This window comes from Trinickia acidisoli (genome assembly GCF_017315725.1).
In the GTDB taxonomy this organism is placed as follows: domain Bacteria; phylum Pseudomonadota; class Gammaproteobacteria; order Burkholderiales; family Burkholderiaceae; genus Trinickia; species Trinickia acidisoli.
In genome coordinates this window covers 3,842,057-3,857,070 of record NZ_JAFLRG010000001.1, presented here as the reverse complement: position 1 = coordinate 3,857,070, position 15,014 = coordinate 3,842,057, and the positions used below count along the sequence as shown (strand labels likewise).

Genomic DNA, 15,014 nt, shown 5'->3' with positions numbered 1-15,014 from the left:
ACTAAAGACCGCCTTCGGGCGGTTTTTTTCTCTATATGCACAATAATCTGGCGCGAATTTTCACCATATGAATTTTCATGGCGAGATTTGTTGCTGCTTATTTCTTGCTGCGAAATAAAAAGTCGCCGCGCTCGCAACTCTGCACGCGTTTCAAAGTCGTAGGACAATTACGGATTGGCGCGGGAATTTTTTTCTGGCCAACAACAAGCGGCAGGAGTCGTCAATGGATCATTTGCAGTCAATGCGTGTGTTCGTGAAGGTGGCGGATCTCGGTAGTTTCGCTCGTGCAGCCGGCGCGATGGATATCTCCAACGCCGTGGCCACGCGTCACGTGGCCGATCTCGAAGGCCGCCTCGGCACGCGCCTGCTCAACCGCACCACGCGTAGTCTCTCGCTGACCGAATCGGGCCAGGTCTATCTCGAGCGCGCCCGCCAAATTCTCGATGAGCTCGAAGACGTCGAGCAAATGGTTGTCGCGCGCAATCACGAGCCCGTCGGCACGCTGCGGATCGTAGCCCCGGTCGTGTTCGGTTTGCACAATCTTGCCCCCTTGCTGCAAACGTACACGCAACGTTATCCGAAAGTCATTCCCGACCTGACGCTCGTCGATCGCAGCGTCGATCTCGTCGAGGAAGGCTTCGACGTCGGTATCGTCATTGCGCAGAGAGTGCGCAGTGCGAGCATCGTTACGCGCCGCCTGACGACGGGCTGCATGATCGTCTGCGCGACGCCCGCGTATCTGGAAACGCACGGCACGCCGACGCGGCCCGAGGAACTGCTCGAGCACGCCTGCCTGAGCTTGCCGACTGAATATTGGGGCGACGAGCGCATTTTTACGGGGCCGGAAGGCGAAGTGCGCGTGCGGCCGTCGAACGTCATCATCGCGAACAACACGGAGATGCTGCGTCAGTTCGCGCTGCTCGACATGGGCATTGCGATCCTGCCGAGCTATTTGATCGGCAGCGATGCGACGCGCGGCAATCTCGTGCGCGTGCTGTCCGATTACCGGCTGCCGCAAGTCGAGATCAACATCGGTTACCCGAGCCGCCGCCACTTGCCGGCCAAGGTGCGGACGTTCATCGACCATCTCGTCGAGCACTTCAGCCAAACGCCGAACAGCACGCTCGGCGAACTCTGGCTCAAGGATGCGCCGGAGCCGTCGGCCATGCCGGTGTCGCCGCAGATCGACGAATCCATCGACGCGGACGAAGAGGCCTACGAAATCGAAAGCGAGGCGTTCGGCGGCCGGCGCGATAGCGCTATGCGCAAGATGGCGCGGCCGACACGCGCGCGCGTGAGCACATCCTCGCCGCTATAGCGATAGGGCGGTATGCACGTCGATTCGGTCCGATTGCGGCCAAGGCGTGGCGTGATGTGCGACGTTTGACATGACGAAAGCAAAGCGAGCGCACCTGTGCGCTCGCTTCGTTTCTTCTACCGTGCAGCCTCGACGCGTTTAGGCGTTGATTTTTCTCGCCGTCGCCCGCTTGGCCGGCGTTTTAGCCGCGGCCTTGGCGGTTGTTTTCGTCGCGGTTTTGGGGGCGGCTTTCTTGGCCGGCGGCGTGGCCGCGGCGGCTTCTTCGGCGCCGTCGACCTCCGCGTTCGACTTGGCTGCCGTGCGGGACGCGCTCTTGGCCGCCGTCTTGGCCGAAGGCTCTTTCTTTTCGAACTCGAAGCCGATCTTGCCGTCGCTTTGCTTGACGAGATAGGCCTTGAAATTGCGGCCCGTCCGTGATGACTTGAAACTCGTCAGCAAATCGGTGCGGCCTTCGCCGAGCAGCTTCGCCATCTGCTCGCGCGCGATCTCCTGCTGCAGGATCACCTTGCCCGAGCGGAAGTCGCACGTCTTCGGATTCGCCACGGAGTTCTCGCATACGTAGCTCATGCCGTGCTCGAATACGCGCGCATGGCACTTCGGGCAAGCGCCGACGCTTTCCTGCGCGGAGAAATCAGGCGCTTCGCCGTCCTCGCCACCGGCGTCCTGGCCGAAATCGAACTCGAGCTTGTAGTTCTTCGTCTCGTCGTCGAACGAGAGCTTGAGGATGGCCGAAAAGGGGCGCCCCATCTTGCTGCGAAAGCCCGACAGCGGCCCGATTGTCTTCTGCGCGAGCAGCGTTTCGACTTCCTCGGTTTCGAACTGGCGGCTGCCGGGAATCTTCGAAATCGAGAAGTCGCATTGCGTGCAAGCAAAGCGCCGGTAGTTCTCCTTGACCTGGCCTCCGCAGTTCGGGCAGGGCGTTGCGAGCGTCGCATAGTCGCCGGGAATCGTATCGGAGTCGTACTCCTTCGCGCGCTTGACGATGGTCTGCGTCATGCGGGCGATTTCCTGCATGAACGCGTCGCGCGCGAGCTTGCCGCGCTCCATCTGCGCAAGCTTGTATTCCCATTCGCCGGTCAGCTCGGGCGCCGTCAGTTCCTTCACGCCGAGCCCGCGCAGCAGCGTGGTCAACTGAAACGCTTTTGCCGTCGGAATCAAGTCGCGGCCTTCGCGCACGAGGTATTTCTCGCCGAGTAGGCCTTCGATGATGGCCGCGCGCGTAGCCGGCGTGCCGAGGCCTTTGGCCGCCATGGCTTCGCGCAGTTCGTCGTCCTCGACGAGCTTGCCCGCGCCTTCCATCGCCGAGAGCAGCGTCGCTTCGTTGTAACGCGCGGGCGGCTTCGTGGTCAGGCCATGCGCCGCGATTTTGTCCGTCTTGACCTTCTCGTCCTTTTGCACGGGCACGAGATTGGCGTCTTCGCCGCTCGTCTCGCGGCCGTAGATCTGCAGCCAGCCCGGCTCGACGAGCACCTTGCCTTCGGTCTTGAAGTGGTGCCCCGTTACTTCCGTGATGCGTGTCGTGACGCGATATTCGGCCGCGGGGAAGAACACGGCGAGGAAACGCTTGACGACGAGGTCGTACAGCTTTTGCTCGGGCTCCGACAGCGATTTGGGCGCCTGCAGCGTCGGGATGATGGCGAAGTGATCGCTGATCTTCGAGTTGTCGAAGATGCGCTTGTTCGGCTTGACCCATCCCTTGTCGAGCGCCTGCTTCGCGAACGGCAGGTAGTTGTTGCTCTCCTTGAGCATTTCGAGCGTGCTCTTGACTGTCTCGAGATAGTCCTCGGGCAGCGCGCGCGCGTCGGTACGCGGGTAGGTCAAGACCTTGTGCTTTTCGTACAGCGCTTGTGCGAGCCCGAGCGTGTTCTTCGCCGAGAAGCCGAAGCGGCCGTTCGCCTCGCGCTGCAAGCTCGTCAAATCGAAGAGCTGCGGTGAGAGTTGGGTCGAGGGTTTCGATTCCTCGGTCACCGTGCCGATATGGTCGCGGCACGCGGCCACGACCGTTTCGGCCGCGGCGAGGCTCCAAAGCCGCGAGTCGCGTTTTTCCGGGTCGAGTTCGTCGCGCTTGAATTTCGGGTCGAACCAGCGGCCTTCGTAGAACCCGCCCGCGCAGACGAATTCGGCACGCACTTCCCAGTAGTCGCGCGGCACGAAGTGACGAATTTTTTCTTCACGCTCGACGACGATCGACAGCGTCGGCGTCTGGACGCGTCCGACCGTCGTCAGGAAAAATCCGCCGCCCTTGCTGTTGAACGCGGTCATCGCCCGCGTGCCGTTGATGCCGACGAGCCAGTCGGCCTCCGATCGGCAGCGCGCGGCATCGGCGAGCGGTTGCATATCGGCGTCGCTGCGCAGATGGGCGAAACCGTCGCGGATCGCCGCCGGCGTCATCGATTGCAGCCAAAGCCGTTGGACCGGCTTCTTGACGTTCGCATGTTGCGCGATGAGGCGGAAGATCAACTCGCCTTCCCGCCCCGCGTCGCAGGCGTTGATGAGTTGCTCGACGTCCTTGCGCTTGATCAGCTTCGTCAGCACCTTCAGCCGAGATTCGCTCTTGGCGATCGGGTTGAGGTCGAAATGCGGCGGAATGACGGGCAGATGCGCGAAGCTCCATTTGCCGCGCTTGACGTCGTATTCTTCGGGCGCGGCGATCTCGAGCAGATGGCCGACCGCGGAGGAGAGCACGTATTCGTCGCTCTCGTAGTACTCGTCATGTTTGGCGAAGCCGCCGAGGGCGCGCGCGATGTCGTTCGCGACCGAGGGCTTCTCCGCAATGATCAGTGCTTTGGACATGACAGGATTGATTGAGTGACCGGGGTCCGATCCCGGATTGTGTTTCCTTTGACGACCGCTTTATAGCACACGGCGCGGCAGCGGCGGCGCGTCACCCGAAAAAGCACTGAGCCGGGGGATGGCCGCCGGCACCGGTTTGCCTCGCCAAGACGCGTGCGGCGCAAGCCTTTGCGGACGACGAACCGGCGTGCTGAGCATGCACGGAGCGTGCCACGCTTGCCCCGGTGTCGGCGCCGCGCAATGACGGTCAGGCCGTGGCAAGCGCCGGGCGCACTTTCGGCGCGCCCACGGCGCCGGGAAGGGCTGTCAGGTCGGAAAGCAAGCGCTCGGCGATGGCGCCGTGCGGCAGGACCGTCCCGAAAAAACGCGCCGTGACGCCGTCTTCGATCAGCAGCGTCGGGAAATTTTCCACATCGAGGTCGTCGAAGCGGTCCGCGTGCGTTTCGATGTCGATCCAGACGAAGCACATGGCGGGATGCGCGTCGGCAAGCCGATCGAACGTTTCGCAATAGTCGCGGCACGTGCCGCACCACTGTGCGCACAGGCAAGCGACGAGCAGCGTGTTCGGGTCGTTGACGCGCTCGGCGATCCGGTCTGAATCGGTGTCGAGGTTCAGCGCGGGCATGATGCGTTCCTTCTTTCTGGTTCCCGATGATGGTTTGGGGGACTGTAGCACGCCCGATTCGGCTACCGCTTCGCATCAAGCGCGCTCGTGCCGAACGTAACGGCCGCCCGGCTGCGCCGTCAGGTGTCCGCGCAGCTCGAGCTCGAGCAGCGCGCCTTGTAGCGTCGCACTGTCCATTTCTGTGCGGGCGGCCAGGATTTCAAGGGCGGCCGGCGCATGACCGAGCGCCTCGAGCAGCCGCGCGGCGGGGGCGGATAGAGACCGCGCAGGCGTTTGCGTTCGGCGCTGCGTCGGCGTCGGCGGATCGGCCGCTGCATCGAACAGCGGCAGGCTCGCAGCCGGTGGCAGTGGAGCGTCGCGTGGCTCGCCGATGCCCGTGTGGGGGCGCCTGCGTGGATTCGGGGAGCCGCAAGCGGCAGGGCGCACGGCCTCCTTCGGTTTCGCGACCAAAGCGTGCTCGGTGCTTGCCGCGACGATCGGCGCCGCGGCCGCGGTGTCGGCCCGGAGCACACCCGCGGGCGGACCGGATGCCAGGCCGAGTTCGGCGAGAACGTCGTCCGGCGTTTCGGTCAGCATCGCGCCTTCTTTGATGAGCCGATGGCAGCCTCGCGAAAGCGGCGCGTGGATCGATCCCGGTATCGCGAAGACGTCGCGCCCCATTTCATTGGCGAGGCGTGCGGTGATGAGCGAGCCGGAGCGCAGGGCGGCTTCGACGACGAGTACGCCTTGGGTCATCCCGGCAATGAGCCGATTGCGCTGCGGAAAGTGGGCCGGTTTGGCCGGCGTGCCGAGCGGCCACTCCGAGACGATCGCGCCGTGCGCCGCGATCTCGTGCGCCAATGCGCGATGCTTGGCCGGATAGACGAGATCGGCGCCCGTTCCCACCACGGCGACGGTTGTGCCTCCCGCTTCCAGCGCGCCGCGGTGGGCCGCGGCATCGACGCCGAGCGCGAGCCCGGAGACGATGACGAGCCCCGCGCCGGCGAGCTCGCGTGCGAAACGCGCGGCGTCGTCGATGCCTTGCGGTGTCGCATTGCGACTGCCGACGATGGCCACGCTCGGCGCGTGCAGCCATGCGAGCCCACCGCTCACGTAAAGCAGCGGCGGCGGATCGTGCATGTTGAGTAGCGCGTTCGGGTAGGACGGATCATCGAGCGCGACGAGCGCATTGCCGGGCAGTGCGCACCAGTTACGCGTGCGTTCGAACTGCTCGCGCACGTCCGCTCGCGCCGCCGAGGCGATGGCGCGAGCGGCAGGATTGCCGGCCGTTTCGGCGAGCGCGCGAAAGGGTTGCGCGATCAGCGTTCGTGCGTCGCCGAAGGCGGACAGCAGTAGGCGCAGCGCGGCCGGCGCAAGCCTGCGGGCCGTGGCCAGTGCGAGCCACGCACTCAGATCTTCGGGCGTCATCGACCGTGCGTGCATCGACGCTCGCCTTCGCCCGGCAGCCTGCGAACTCCCAAGCACCGTGATAAAATTTTCACCATCCGAAATTTGATTGACGTTGCGGGTGCGCGCGCATGATTGCTGCGAGCGGCCTGACGGCGCGCGCGGTTCAGCGTATCTTCGATTGTCGGCGAGGGCCGCGCCAGCTAGCCGAACGGCCTAGCGCATCGCGGAAATCGCCGGCGCGAGAGGTAAGCGAGAATTGCGCGAAACCCGAGCAACGTCGCAACGACTTTTTGACACCATGGCTTTACTGAGCATTCTCAATTACCCCGACAAGCGGCTGCACAAAATCGCCAAACCGGTCGAGAAGGTCGACGAGCGCATCCGCAAGCTCGTGGCCAACATGGCTGAAACGATGTACGCGGCGCCCGGTGTGGGTCTTGCCGCGACGCAAGTCGACGTGCACGAGCGCGTCATCGTCATCGACGTCTCCGAAACGCACGATCAGTTGCGCGCGTTCATCAATCCCGAGATCGTCTGGTCCAGCGACGAGCGCCAGGTCCATGAAGAAGGCTGCTTGTCGGTGCCTGGCATCTACGATGAAGTCGAGCGGGCCGAGCGTGTGCGCGTACGCGCGCTGAACGAGAAGGGCGAGACGTTCGAGCTCGATTGCGAGGACCTGCTGGCCGTTTGCATTCAGCACGAGATGGATCATCTGATGGGCCGCGTCTTCGTCGAATATCTGTCGCTGCTCAAGCAGACGCGCATCAAGACGAAGATGAAGAAGCTCGCGCACGCGATGTGACGCTCCATCCCGACGCGTATCCGATACCTGCCGTTTCCGCCCGCCCCATGACTCATACGCTGCGCGTCGTCTTCGCCGGTACGCCCGAGTTCGCCTCCGCCGCGCTCGCCGCCATCCATGAGGCCGGCTTTCCCGTGCCGCTCGTCTTGACGCAGCCCGACCGGCCCGCCGGACGCGGCATGAAGTTGCAGGCGAGCGCCGTCAAGCGCTACGCGCTCGAGCACGGCTTGCCCGTCGCGCAGCCGCCATCGCTGCGGCGAGCCGGCAAGTTCCCCGCGGAAGCGGCAGCGGCCATCGACCGGCTGCGCGAGACGCCGCACGACGTGATGGTCGTGGCCGCGTACGGCTTGCTGCTGCCGCAGGAAGTGCTCGACATCCCGCCGCGCGGCTGTCTCAACATTCACGCATCGCTGCTGCCGCGCTGGCGCGGCGCGGCGCCGATTCATCGCGCGCTTCAGGCCGGCGATGCCGAGACGGGCATCACGCTGATGCAGATGGATGCGGGGCTCGATACAGGCGCGATGATCGAGGTGGCGCGCACGCCGATCGCTTCGCGCGATACCACGGCGACGCTGCACGACAAGCTCGCCGCGCAAGGCGCGCAGCTCATCGTCGAGGCGCTTTCGACGCTCGAGCGCACGGGCGCGTTGCCGTCGATGCCGCAGCCCGCGGAAGGCGTGACGTACGCGGAGAAGATCGGCAAGCACGAGGCGGCGCTCGACTGGCGTGAGTCTGCCGCTGCGCTCGCACGGCAAGTGCGTGCGTTCGATCCGTTTCCGGGCGGCGTCGCGACGCTCGAGGACGGCACGGCGCTGAAGGTCTGGGCCGCCGAGGCCATCTCGGCGGCGGGCGTGGGCGCCGGCGTCGCGTCGCCGGGGACGATCGTCGAAGTCTCGTCCGACGGCGTGCTGATCGCCTGCGGCGAAGGGGCCTTGCGCCTTACGCAACTGCAAAAGCCGGGCGGCAAGCGCTTGCCCGCGCGCGAATTTTTGGCCGGCGCGACGCTCAAGGCGGGCCAGCGGCTGCAATTGCCCGAAGCGATTTGAGCGCAGGCTGCCGCCGCTGAAAGACAGATGTCTCGAGCGCGGCGGCCGTGCGATCATCGAGGGGCGAAGTGTTCAATCGAGGGAGACCTAGCGCATGTTCGGCATCGTCCATTTTCCGTTTTTCGTCGCCGCCGTCTTCTTGCTCAACGTGACGCCGGGCCCGGATACCGCGTACATCGTCGGGCGCAGCGTCGCGCAGGGCCGCGGTGCCGGCTTGATGTCCGCGCTCGGCATCTGCACGGGCTGCTGCGTGCACACGATCGCGTGCGCGTTCGGCCTGACGGCTTTGTTGGCCGCATCCGCCACGGCGTTTACCGTCATCAAGTTCGCCGGCGCGATCTACCTGATCTATCTCGGCGCGCGTCTCGCATTCGCTTCGCCGTCCAAAGCGCGGGCTGCCCCCGACGAAGCGGGCGCGGGTCTCGTGCAAGGCTCGCGGCCGCTCAAGCAGCTCTATCTGCAGGGTTTTTGGACCAACGTGCTGAACCCGAAGGTCGTGCTTTTCTTCGTCTCGTTCTTTCCTCAGTTCGTGTCGAACGAAAGCGACCACAAAGCGCTGGCGTTTCTCACGTTGGGCGGTGTTTTCGTCACGATGAGCGTCGTTTGGTGCGTGTTTCTCGTTTGGGTCGCGAGCAGCGTCACGCGGCGCCTGGGCGGCAAGCCCGTGGTGAAGAAATGGCTCGATCGCGTGGTCGGCAGCGCGTTCGTCGGCCTGGGGCTCAGGCTCGCGGCAATGCAGCGCTGAAGGGGATTTTCGTTTTCGCCGCGGCTCGCGTAAGCCGATATCTAACGAATGGCTTACAATTGAGCGCTGCCGCCAGGGGCGGCATCGGTCGGGCTGGCCGTCGGGGCGCAAACGAAAAAGGAGTGCACATGTTCAATTGGGTCAAAACCGCGATGCTGATGGCCGCGATCACGGCCCTGTTCGTCGTGATCGGCGGCATGATCGGTGGCACGCGCGGAATGATGTTCGCGCTCGTCATCGCGCTGGCGATGAACTTCTTCTCGTATTGGTTCTCGGACAAGATGGTCCTGCGCATGTACAACGCGCAGGAAGTGGACGAAACGAGCGCGCCGCAGTTCTATCGCATGGTTCGCGAGCTCGCGACGCGAGCGGGCCTGCCGATGCCGCGCGTGTATCTCATCAACGAAAATGCGCCGAACGCCTTCGCGACGGGGCGCAACCCCGAGCACGCGGCCGTCGCCGCGACCACCGGCATCCTGCGCATCTTGTCCGAGCGTGAAATGCGCGGCGTGATGGCGCATGAGCTCTCGCACGTCAAGCATCGGGATATTCTGATTTCGACGATCTCCGCGACGATGGCCGGCGCGATATCGGCGCTCGCCAATTTCGCGATGTTCTTCGGCGGGCGCGATGAGGACGGGCGTCGGGCCAACCCGATCGCGGGCATTGCCGTCGCGCTGCTCGCGCCGATCGCCGCCGCCATGATCCAAATGGCGATTTCGCGCGCCCGGGAATTCGAGGCCGATCGCAGTGGCGCTCAACTGTCCGGCGATCCGCAAGCGCTCGCCTCCGCGCTCGACAAGATTCACCGTTTTGCGGCCGGCATCCCGTTTGCCGCTGCCGAAGCCCATCCCACGACCGCGCAAATGATGATTTTGAACCCGTTGAGCGGCGGTGGAATAGCCAACCTGTTCAGTACCCACCCGGCAACCGAGGAACGCATCGCGCGGCTCACGGAGATGGCGCGCACGGGCCGTTACGACTGATCTTGCCCGCACGGGCCGAGCGAAGTTGGTAGAGCGGGTTCTAGCCGGTCCGTTTTTCATCGCCGCGCGGCGACGCCGGTTGGACCGCTGGCGCGCCGACGCGAGGCAAGCGCTCGCCCTCGGTCGGGGCGAACTGTGCCCCGCGTTACAATGTCGCGTTTGTTTCGCGCGACGCTTGCTTGCTCCATGACTCGATCTGCCTCCAACCGCCGCGTGGCGCCCAAAGCCGTCGCAGCACGCCTTTCCCCACTGCATCTCGCGCCCGATTCGCTCGGCTTCGCGCTCGACGGCGCGGCGTTCGCCGTGGGCGCCGTGCGCAAGGGCATGGCGTTGCCCGCGGCGCTTGCCGCCGTGCCGGTGTCGGCGCCTGCGGCCATGGCGGGCCACGCGCGAGGCGCCATCCAGGACATCGCTTATCGCACGCTGAGACGGCTCGGCACCGCCGATGTCCTCATCGCACAGCTCGTACGCAAGGCGCCTGCCGCGCACGTCGGCGACGTGCTTGCCTGTGCGCTGGCCCTGTTGGCCGACGATGCGCAACACGCTGCCTACACCCCGTTTACGGTCGTCGATCAAGCAGTCACCGCCATCGGGGCGCGCCGCGAGTTTGCATTCGCCAAGGGGCTCGTCAACGCCGTTTTGCGCACCTTCCTGCGGGAGCGCGAAGCATGTCTCGAGAAGGCGCAAGCCGAGGCGGTCGCGAAATGGAACTATCCGGTCTGGTGGATCGAGGCGGTGCGACGCGCGTGGCCCGACGCCTGGCAGAACGTGCTTGCGGCCGGTAACCGACCGGGGCCGCTCACCCTGCGCGTCAATGCGCGGCGTGCCACCGTGGCCGAGTATCTGCACACGCTCGACGCGAACGGCATCGCGGCCGCAGCGGTCGGGCCGCATGCGGTGAGGCTTGCGTCGCCGTTGCCTGTCGACCGTATTCCGGGCTTTGCGCAAGGCGTCGTGTCGGTGCAGGATGCCGGCGCGCAGCGGGCGGCCGAGCAGCTTGGCGCACGCGACGGCATGCGCGTGCTCGATGCGTGCGCGGCGCCGGGCGGCAAGACGTGCCACGTACTCGAATTGGCCGATGTCGAACTCGTGTCGCTCGAATCGGATCCCGTGCGCGCGGCGCGCATCGAAGAAAACCTAGTGCGGCTCGGGTTGAGCGCGAGCGTGATCGTCGGCGACGCCGGTGCGCCGTCGGCGTGGTACGACGCTCGGCCGTTCGACCGCATTCTCGCCGATGTGCCTTGCTCGGCATCCGGCATCGTGCGGCGCCATCCCGACGTGCGCTGGCTGCGGCGCGCGACGGATATCCCCGCGCTCGTCGCGGAGCAGCGGCGCATCCTCGAGGCGCTGTGGCCGCTGCTCGCGCCGGGTGGGGAGCTGCTCTACATTACCTGCTCGATCTTCCCCGAAGAGGGCGAGGAACAAGCGCGCTGGTTTGAAAGCACGCATGAAGATGCGGTACGATTGGGCGCGCCGGGCCAACTGCTGCCGACCTGCCCCGGCGCTGCGGCCGAGCTCTCGGCGCCTTTACCGATCGGGACGCATGCTGCCGAGTCCGAGCGCACCGGTGCCGACATCGACCACGACGGTTTTTTCTACGCACGTTTTCAGAAACGGTGACGATCAGCAAACGCTTTTTTCGGCTTCGGCTCGTGGCCTTGCTCTGGATGTGGCTGACCGTTTGCCTCGTTGCGGCGGGGCCGGCGCGCGCCGATACGATCGCGGTGCAGCGGGCGTCGCTGCAGGCCGACGGCACGGGCTGGAGCCTCGACGCGCGCTTCGACTTCGAGCTGAACAGCAGCTTGGAGGACGCCGTCAACAAAGGTATTCCGCTGTATTTCACGACCGAGTTCGAGCTCACGCGGCCGCGCTGGTATTGGTTCGACGAGCAGCCCGTGTCGATCACGCAAACGCTGCGCCTGTCGTTCCAACCGCTGACGCGCGAGTACCGCGTATCGAGCGGTGGCTTGCAGCAGGGCTTTTCGTCGCTGACCGAGGCGCTTGCCGTCATCAAGCACGTCACGTCCTGGCACGTCATCGATCGCAACCAGGCGCAGCCGGGGGAGACGTATACGGCGTCGGTGCGTATGCAGCTCGACACGGCGCTGATGCCCAAGCCGTTCCAGGTCGATGCGGTCAACAATCGAGACTGGACGCTCGCTTCCGACTGGAAGCGCTTTACCTTCACGGTGGCCGAACGTGCTAAATAGCGTGCGTCGAAAAGCGGACGTGCAAAGCATACTCGTCCGCGTGATCGTCTCGACGGTAGCCGTCACGGCGCTGCTGCTGCTCGTGCTGCTCGCCGCGGCCAGCGCCAATACCGAGTTCTTCGATCGCTACTACTCGTGGCTCTATGCGGCCAACATCGCTGTCGCGCTCGTCTTCCTGCTGATCGTTCTCGCGCTCGTCGTGATGATCCTAGCGCGGCTGCGCAAGGGCAAATTCGGCACGCGGCTGCTCGCGAAGCTCGCCGTCTTCTTCGCGCTCGTCGGCGTGCTGCCGGGCGCGATCATTTACGTGGTGTCGTATCAGTTCGTTTCGCGCAGCATCGAGTCGTGGTTCGACGTCAATGTCGAAACGGCGCTCACTTCCGGCTTGAACCTCGGGCGCGCGATGCTCGATGCCTCGCTGTCCGATTTGCAGACGAAGGCGCACGTGATGGCCGAGCAGCTCGCGAGCACGGCACCGACGAATACGACGCTGACGTTGCTGCGCATGCGCGATCAATTCGGCATCCAGGACGCGATGCTCGTCGAATCGGCGCGCAGCGTATCGGGTGCGTCGCCCGGGTTGCACGTGATCGCGCAAGCCTCGAACAACATCGCTTCACTGATGCCCGACGATTTGCCCACGCCGATCATGCTCGACCAGGCCCGAACCCGCGGTTACGCCGCGATCGAAGGCGAAGTCGACGGCGACCCGCACGCGAAGGGCGCCAAGGGCGCGTTGCTTTTGCGCGTGGTGGTGCTCGTGCCTGACGTTAGTGCATCGCTTCTGCAGCCGGCCGAGCGTTTCCTGCAGTTGACGCAGCCTGTCTCGCCGACACTCGCACGCAATGCCGACGCCGTGCAGCGCGCCTATCGCGAGTATCAAGAGAAAGCGCTGGGCCGCACGGGCCTGCGCAAGATGTATATTGGCACGCTGACGCTCGCGCTCTTTTTGGCGACCTTCATCGCGATGATGCTTGCGCTCGCGCTCGGCAATCAGCTTGCGCGGCCGCTATTCCTGCTGGCCAAGGGCACGAAGGAAGTGGCCGAGGGCGATTACACGCCCAAGCGCGAGATCAAGTCGCGCGACGAACTCGGCTTCCTGACGCAATCGTTCAACGCGATGACGCGCCAATTGTCGGAGGCGCGGGCTGCCGTCGAACGCAACCGCGTGGCGCTCGAGCACTCGAAGGCTTACCTCGAGAGCATTCTCGCCAATCTGACGGCGGGCGTGTTCGTGCTCGATCGCCAGTTCCGCTTGACCACGGCCAATCGCGGCGCCGAGCGCATCTTCCGGCAGCCGTTCCAATCGATGCTCGGCGCATCGCTCGAGCACATCGGCGTGCTTGCCGAGTTCGCGACGATGGTACGTAAGGCCTTTGCCGATCGCGAGGCGGCCAGCGAGGGGGTCGTCGACGACGGCGGCCATTGGCAGCAGCAGGTTTCGGTGTCGGTGCCGGGCGAGACGGAGTCGCTCACGTTGCTCGTGCGCGGCACGCGGCTCGTGGCCGCGACGCCGCCGGAGGGTGGCGGCGAAGTGGGCACGGCCGGTTACGTCGTCGTGTTCGACGACATCTCCGACGTCATTTCCGCGCAGCGCTCGGCGGCATGGGGCGAAGTTGCGCGGCGGCTCGCGCACGAGATCAAGAATCCGCTCACGCCGATCCAACTATCGGCCGAGCGGCTGCAGATGAAGCTGGCCGATAAACTGTCGGCGCACGATGCCGAGGTACTGAAGCGCGGCGCGACGACGATCGTCAATCAAGTCGCCGCGATGAAGCAGATGGTCGACGATTTCCGCGATTACGCGCGCACGCCGCCGGCGGTCCTCGCGAACCTGCAATTGAACGAACTCGTGACGGAAGTACTGGCGTTGTACGGCGTGGAAGAGGGCAAGAGCGCGATCAGGGCCGAGTTGTCGGCGTTGCCCGTGATCCGCGGCGATGCGACGCAACTGCGCCAAGTCATCCACAATTTGCTGCAAAACGCGCAGGATGCGGTGGCGGACGTCGCAAGCCCGCGTGTCGTCATCGAAACCAAGACAGTAGAATATGGCGACCTCGACGCCCAAGGCAAAATACACGTTGCGGTTCGCCTGACCGTGTCCGATAACGGTCCTGGCTTTCCCGCACGGATTCTCACGCGCGCGTTCGAACCTTACGTGACGACGAAAGCAAAAGGAACGGGGCTCGGGCTCGCGATGGTCAAGAAGATCGCCGACGAGCACGGCGCACGCGTCGATATCCGCAATCGCGTGAAAGCAGGTGAGGCAATCGAAGGCGCGCAGATCTCGATTTTGTTCCTGCAATTGGCAGACGACACGGCACCCGTCGGCGGCTGGGCCTCGAACGGCGGTGCGGTGCCGGGGACGACAAAAGCAATAGCGCAGACAAGGGCAGCATAAATGGCAACCATCCTGGTGGTAGACGACGAAATGGGTATCCGGGAGTTGCTCTCGGAAATCCTGAGCGACGAGGGGCATGCCGTGGAGGTGGCGGAAAACGCGCAGCAGGCGCGCGACGCCCGTCTGCGTCAAGCACCCGATCTCGTGCTGCTCGACATATGGATGCCCGACACCGACGGGGTGACGCTGCTCAAGGAATGGGGGGCGCAGGGGCTGTTGACGATGCCCGTCATTATGATGTCGGGGCATGCGACGATCGACACGGCGGTCGAGGCGACGAAGATCGGCGCGCTGAATTTCCTCGAAAAGCCGATCGCCCTGCAAAAGCTGCTCAAGGCGGTCGAGCAGGGGCTCGCGCGCGGGAGTTCGGCAATGCCGATCGCCGGTGCCGCGGTGATGAAGACGGCGGTGCCGGTCAATGCGGCGACGGTCGCCGCAGCCGTCGCGTTGCCGATGCTCGCGGCCGACGCAATGGCGGTGAGCGCGGCGGCCGCGCAGCCCACGTCGATTTCCTTCGACATCCCGCTGCGCGATGCGCGCGATGCGTTCGAGCGCGCCTACTTCGAATATCACTTGGCGCGCGAAAACGGCAGCATGACGCGCGTGGCGGAAAAGACGGGGCTCGAGCGCACGCACCTTTATCGCAAGCTCAAGCAACTCGGCGTCGATTTGAGCAAGAACAAGGGGGAGTAACGCGCG

At 64.9% G+C, this 15,014-nt stretch carries 12 protein-coding genes; 9 read left to right on the top strand and 3 right to left on the bottom strand.

What is annotated here, in order from left to right; all coding sequences use genetic code 11:
- Positions 1-223: 223 nt before the first annotated feature.
- Positions 224-1,318 carry a transcriptional regulator GvmR gene (gene gvmR / locus J3485_RS17720; RefSeq protein ID WP_206955321.1) on the top strand — a complete coding sequence of 365 codons (1,095 nt, stop codon included), beginning with the start codon at positions 224-226 and terminating at the stop codon, positions 1,316-1,318.
- Between the two features lie 138 nt (positions 1,319-1,456).
- Here gvmR and J3485_RS17715 read toward each other — a convergent pair whose 3' ends face one another.
- From J3485_RS17715 to dprA, 3 genes are all read right to left on the bottom strand, one after another.
- On the bottom strand, positions 1,457-4,111 hold the full coding sequence (locus J3485_RS17715) for a DNA topoisomerase III (protein WP_206955319.1): 2,655 nt from the start codon (positions 4,109-4,111) through the stop codon (positions 1,457-1,459).
- A gap of 247 nt (positions 4,112-4,358) precedes the next feature.
- Positions 4,359-4,736 carry a thioredoxin family protein gene (locus J3485_RS17710; RefSeq protein ID WP_206955317.1) on the bottom strand — a complete coding sequence of 126 codons (378 nt, stop codon included), beginning with the start codon at positions 4,734-4,736 and terminating at the stop codon, positions 4,359-4,361.
- Between the two features lie 75 nt (positions 4,737-4,811).
- Positions 4,812-6,158 (bottom strand): DNA-processing protein DprA, encoded by a 1,347-nt coding sequence (gene dprA / locus J3485_RS17705; protein WP_206955315.1) that lies wholly within the window; start codon positions 6,156-6,158, stop codon positions 4,812-4,814.
- 265 nt (positions 6,159-6,423) lie between these two features.
- Here dprA and def point away from each other — a divergent pair, with 265 nt between their 5' ends.
- The 8 genes from def (at position 6,424) to esaR (ending at position 15,008) form a co-directional block, all read left to right on the top strand.
- Positions 6,424-6,927, top strand: coding sequence for a peptide deformylase (def, locus tag J3485_RS17700; RefSeq protein ID WP_206955305.1), 504 nt, complete (start codon positions 6,424-6,426; stop codon positions 6,925-6,927).
- A gap of 47 nt (positions 6,928-6,974) precedes the next feature.
- Positions 6,975-7,973: a methionyl-tRNA formyltransferase gene (fmt, locus tag J3485_RS17695; protein WP_206955303.1), complete on the top strand. Its 999-nt coding sequence runs from the start codon at positions 6,975-6,977 to the stop codon at positions 7,971-7,973.
- A gap of 94 nt (positions 7,974-8,067) precedes the next feature.
- Entirely contained in the window at positions 8,068-8,718 is a 651-nt protein-coding gene (locus tag J3485_RS17690) for a LysE family translocator (RefSeq protein ID WP_206955301.1), read from the top strand.
- 128 nt (positions 8,719-8,846) lie between these two features.
- Entirely contained in the window at positions 8,847-9,704 is an 858-nt protein-coding gene (gene htpX / locus J3485_RS17685; RefSeq protein WP_206955300.1) for a zinc metalloprotease HtpX, read from the top strand.
- 186 nt (positions 9,705-9,890) lie between these two features.
- Positions 9,891-11,324, top strand: a complete 1,434-nt coding sequence (gene rsmB, locus J3485_RS17680) for a 16S rRNA (cytosine(967)-C(5))-methyltransferase RsmB (RefSeq protein WP_206955298.1) — start codon at positions 9,891-9,893, stop codon at positions 11,322-11,324.
- Positions 11,321-11,914 carry a DUF4390 domain-containing protein gene (locus tag J3485_RS17675; protein ID WP_206955296.1) on the top strand — a complete coding sequence of 198 codons (594 nt, stop codon included), beginning with the start codon at positions 11,321-11,323 and terminating at the stop codon, positions 11,912-11,914. The genes rsmB and J3485_RS17675 overlap by 4 nt, the downstream gene beginning before the upstream one ends.
- Positions 11,904-14,315: a sensor histidine kinase gene (locus J3485_RS17670; RefSeq protein ID WP_206955294.1), complete on the top strand. Its 2,412-nt coding sequence runs from the start codon at positions 11,904-11,906 to the stop codon at positions 14,313-14,315. The genes J3485_RS17675 and J3485_RS17670 overlap by 11 nt, the downstream gene beginning before the upstream one ends.
- Positions 14,316-15,008 (top strand): response regulator transcription factor EsaR, encoded by a 693-nt coding sequence (gene esaR, locus J3485_RS17665; RefSeq protein WP_206955292.1) that lies wholly within the window; start codon positions 14,316-14,318, stop codon positions 15,006-15,008. It begins immediately after the preceding gene.
- The last annotated feature ends 6 nt before the right edge of the window (positions 15,009-15,014 follow it).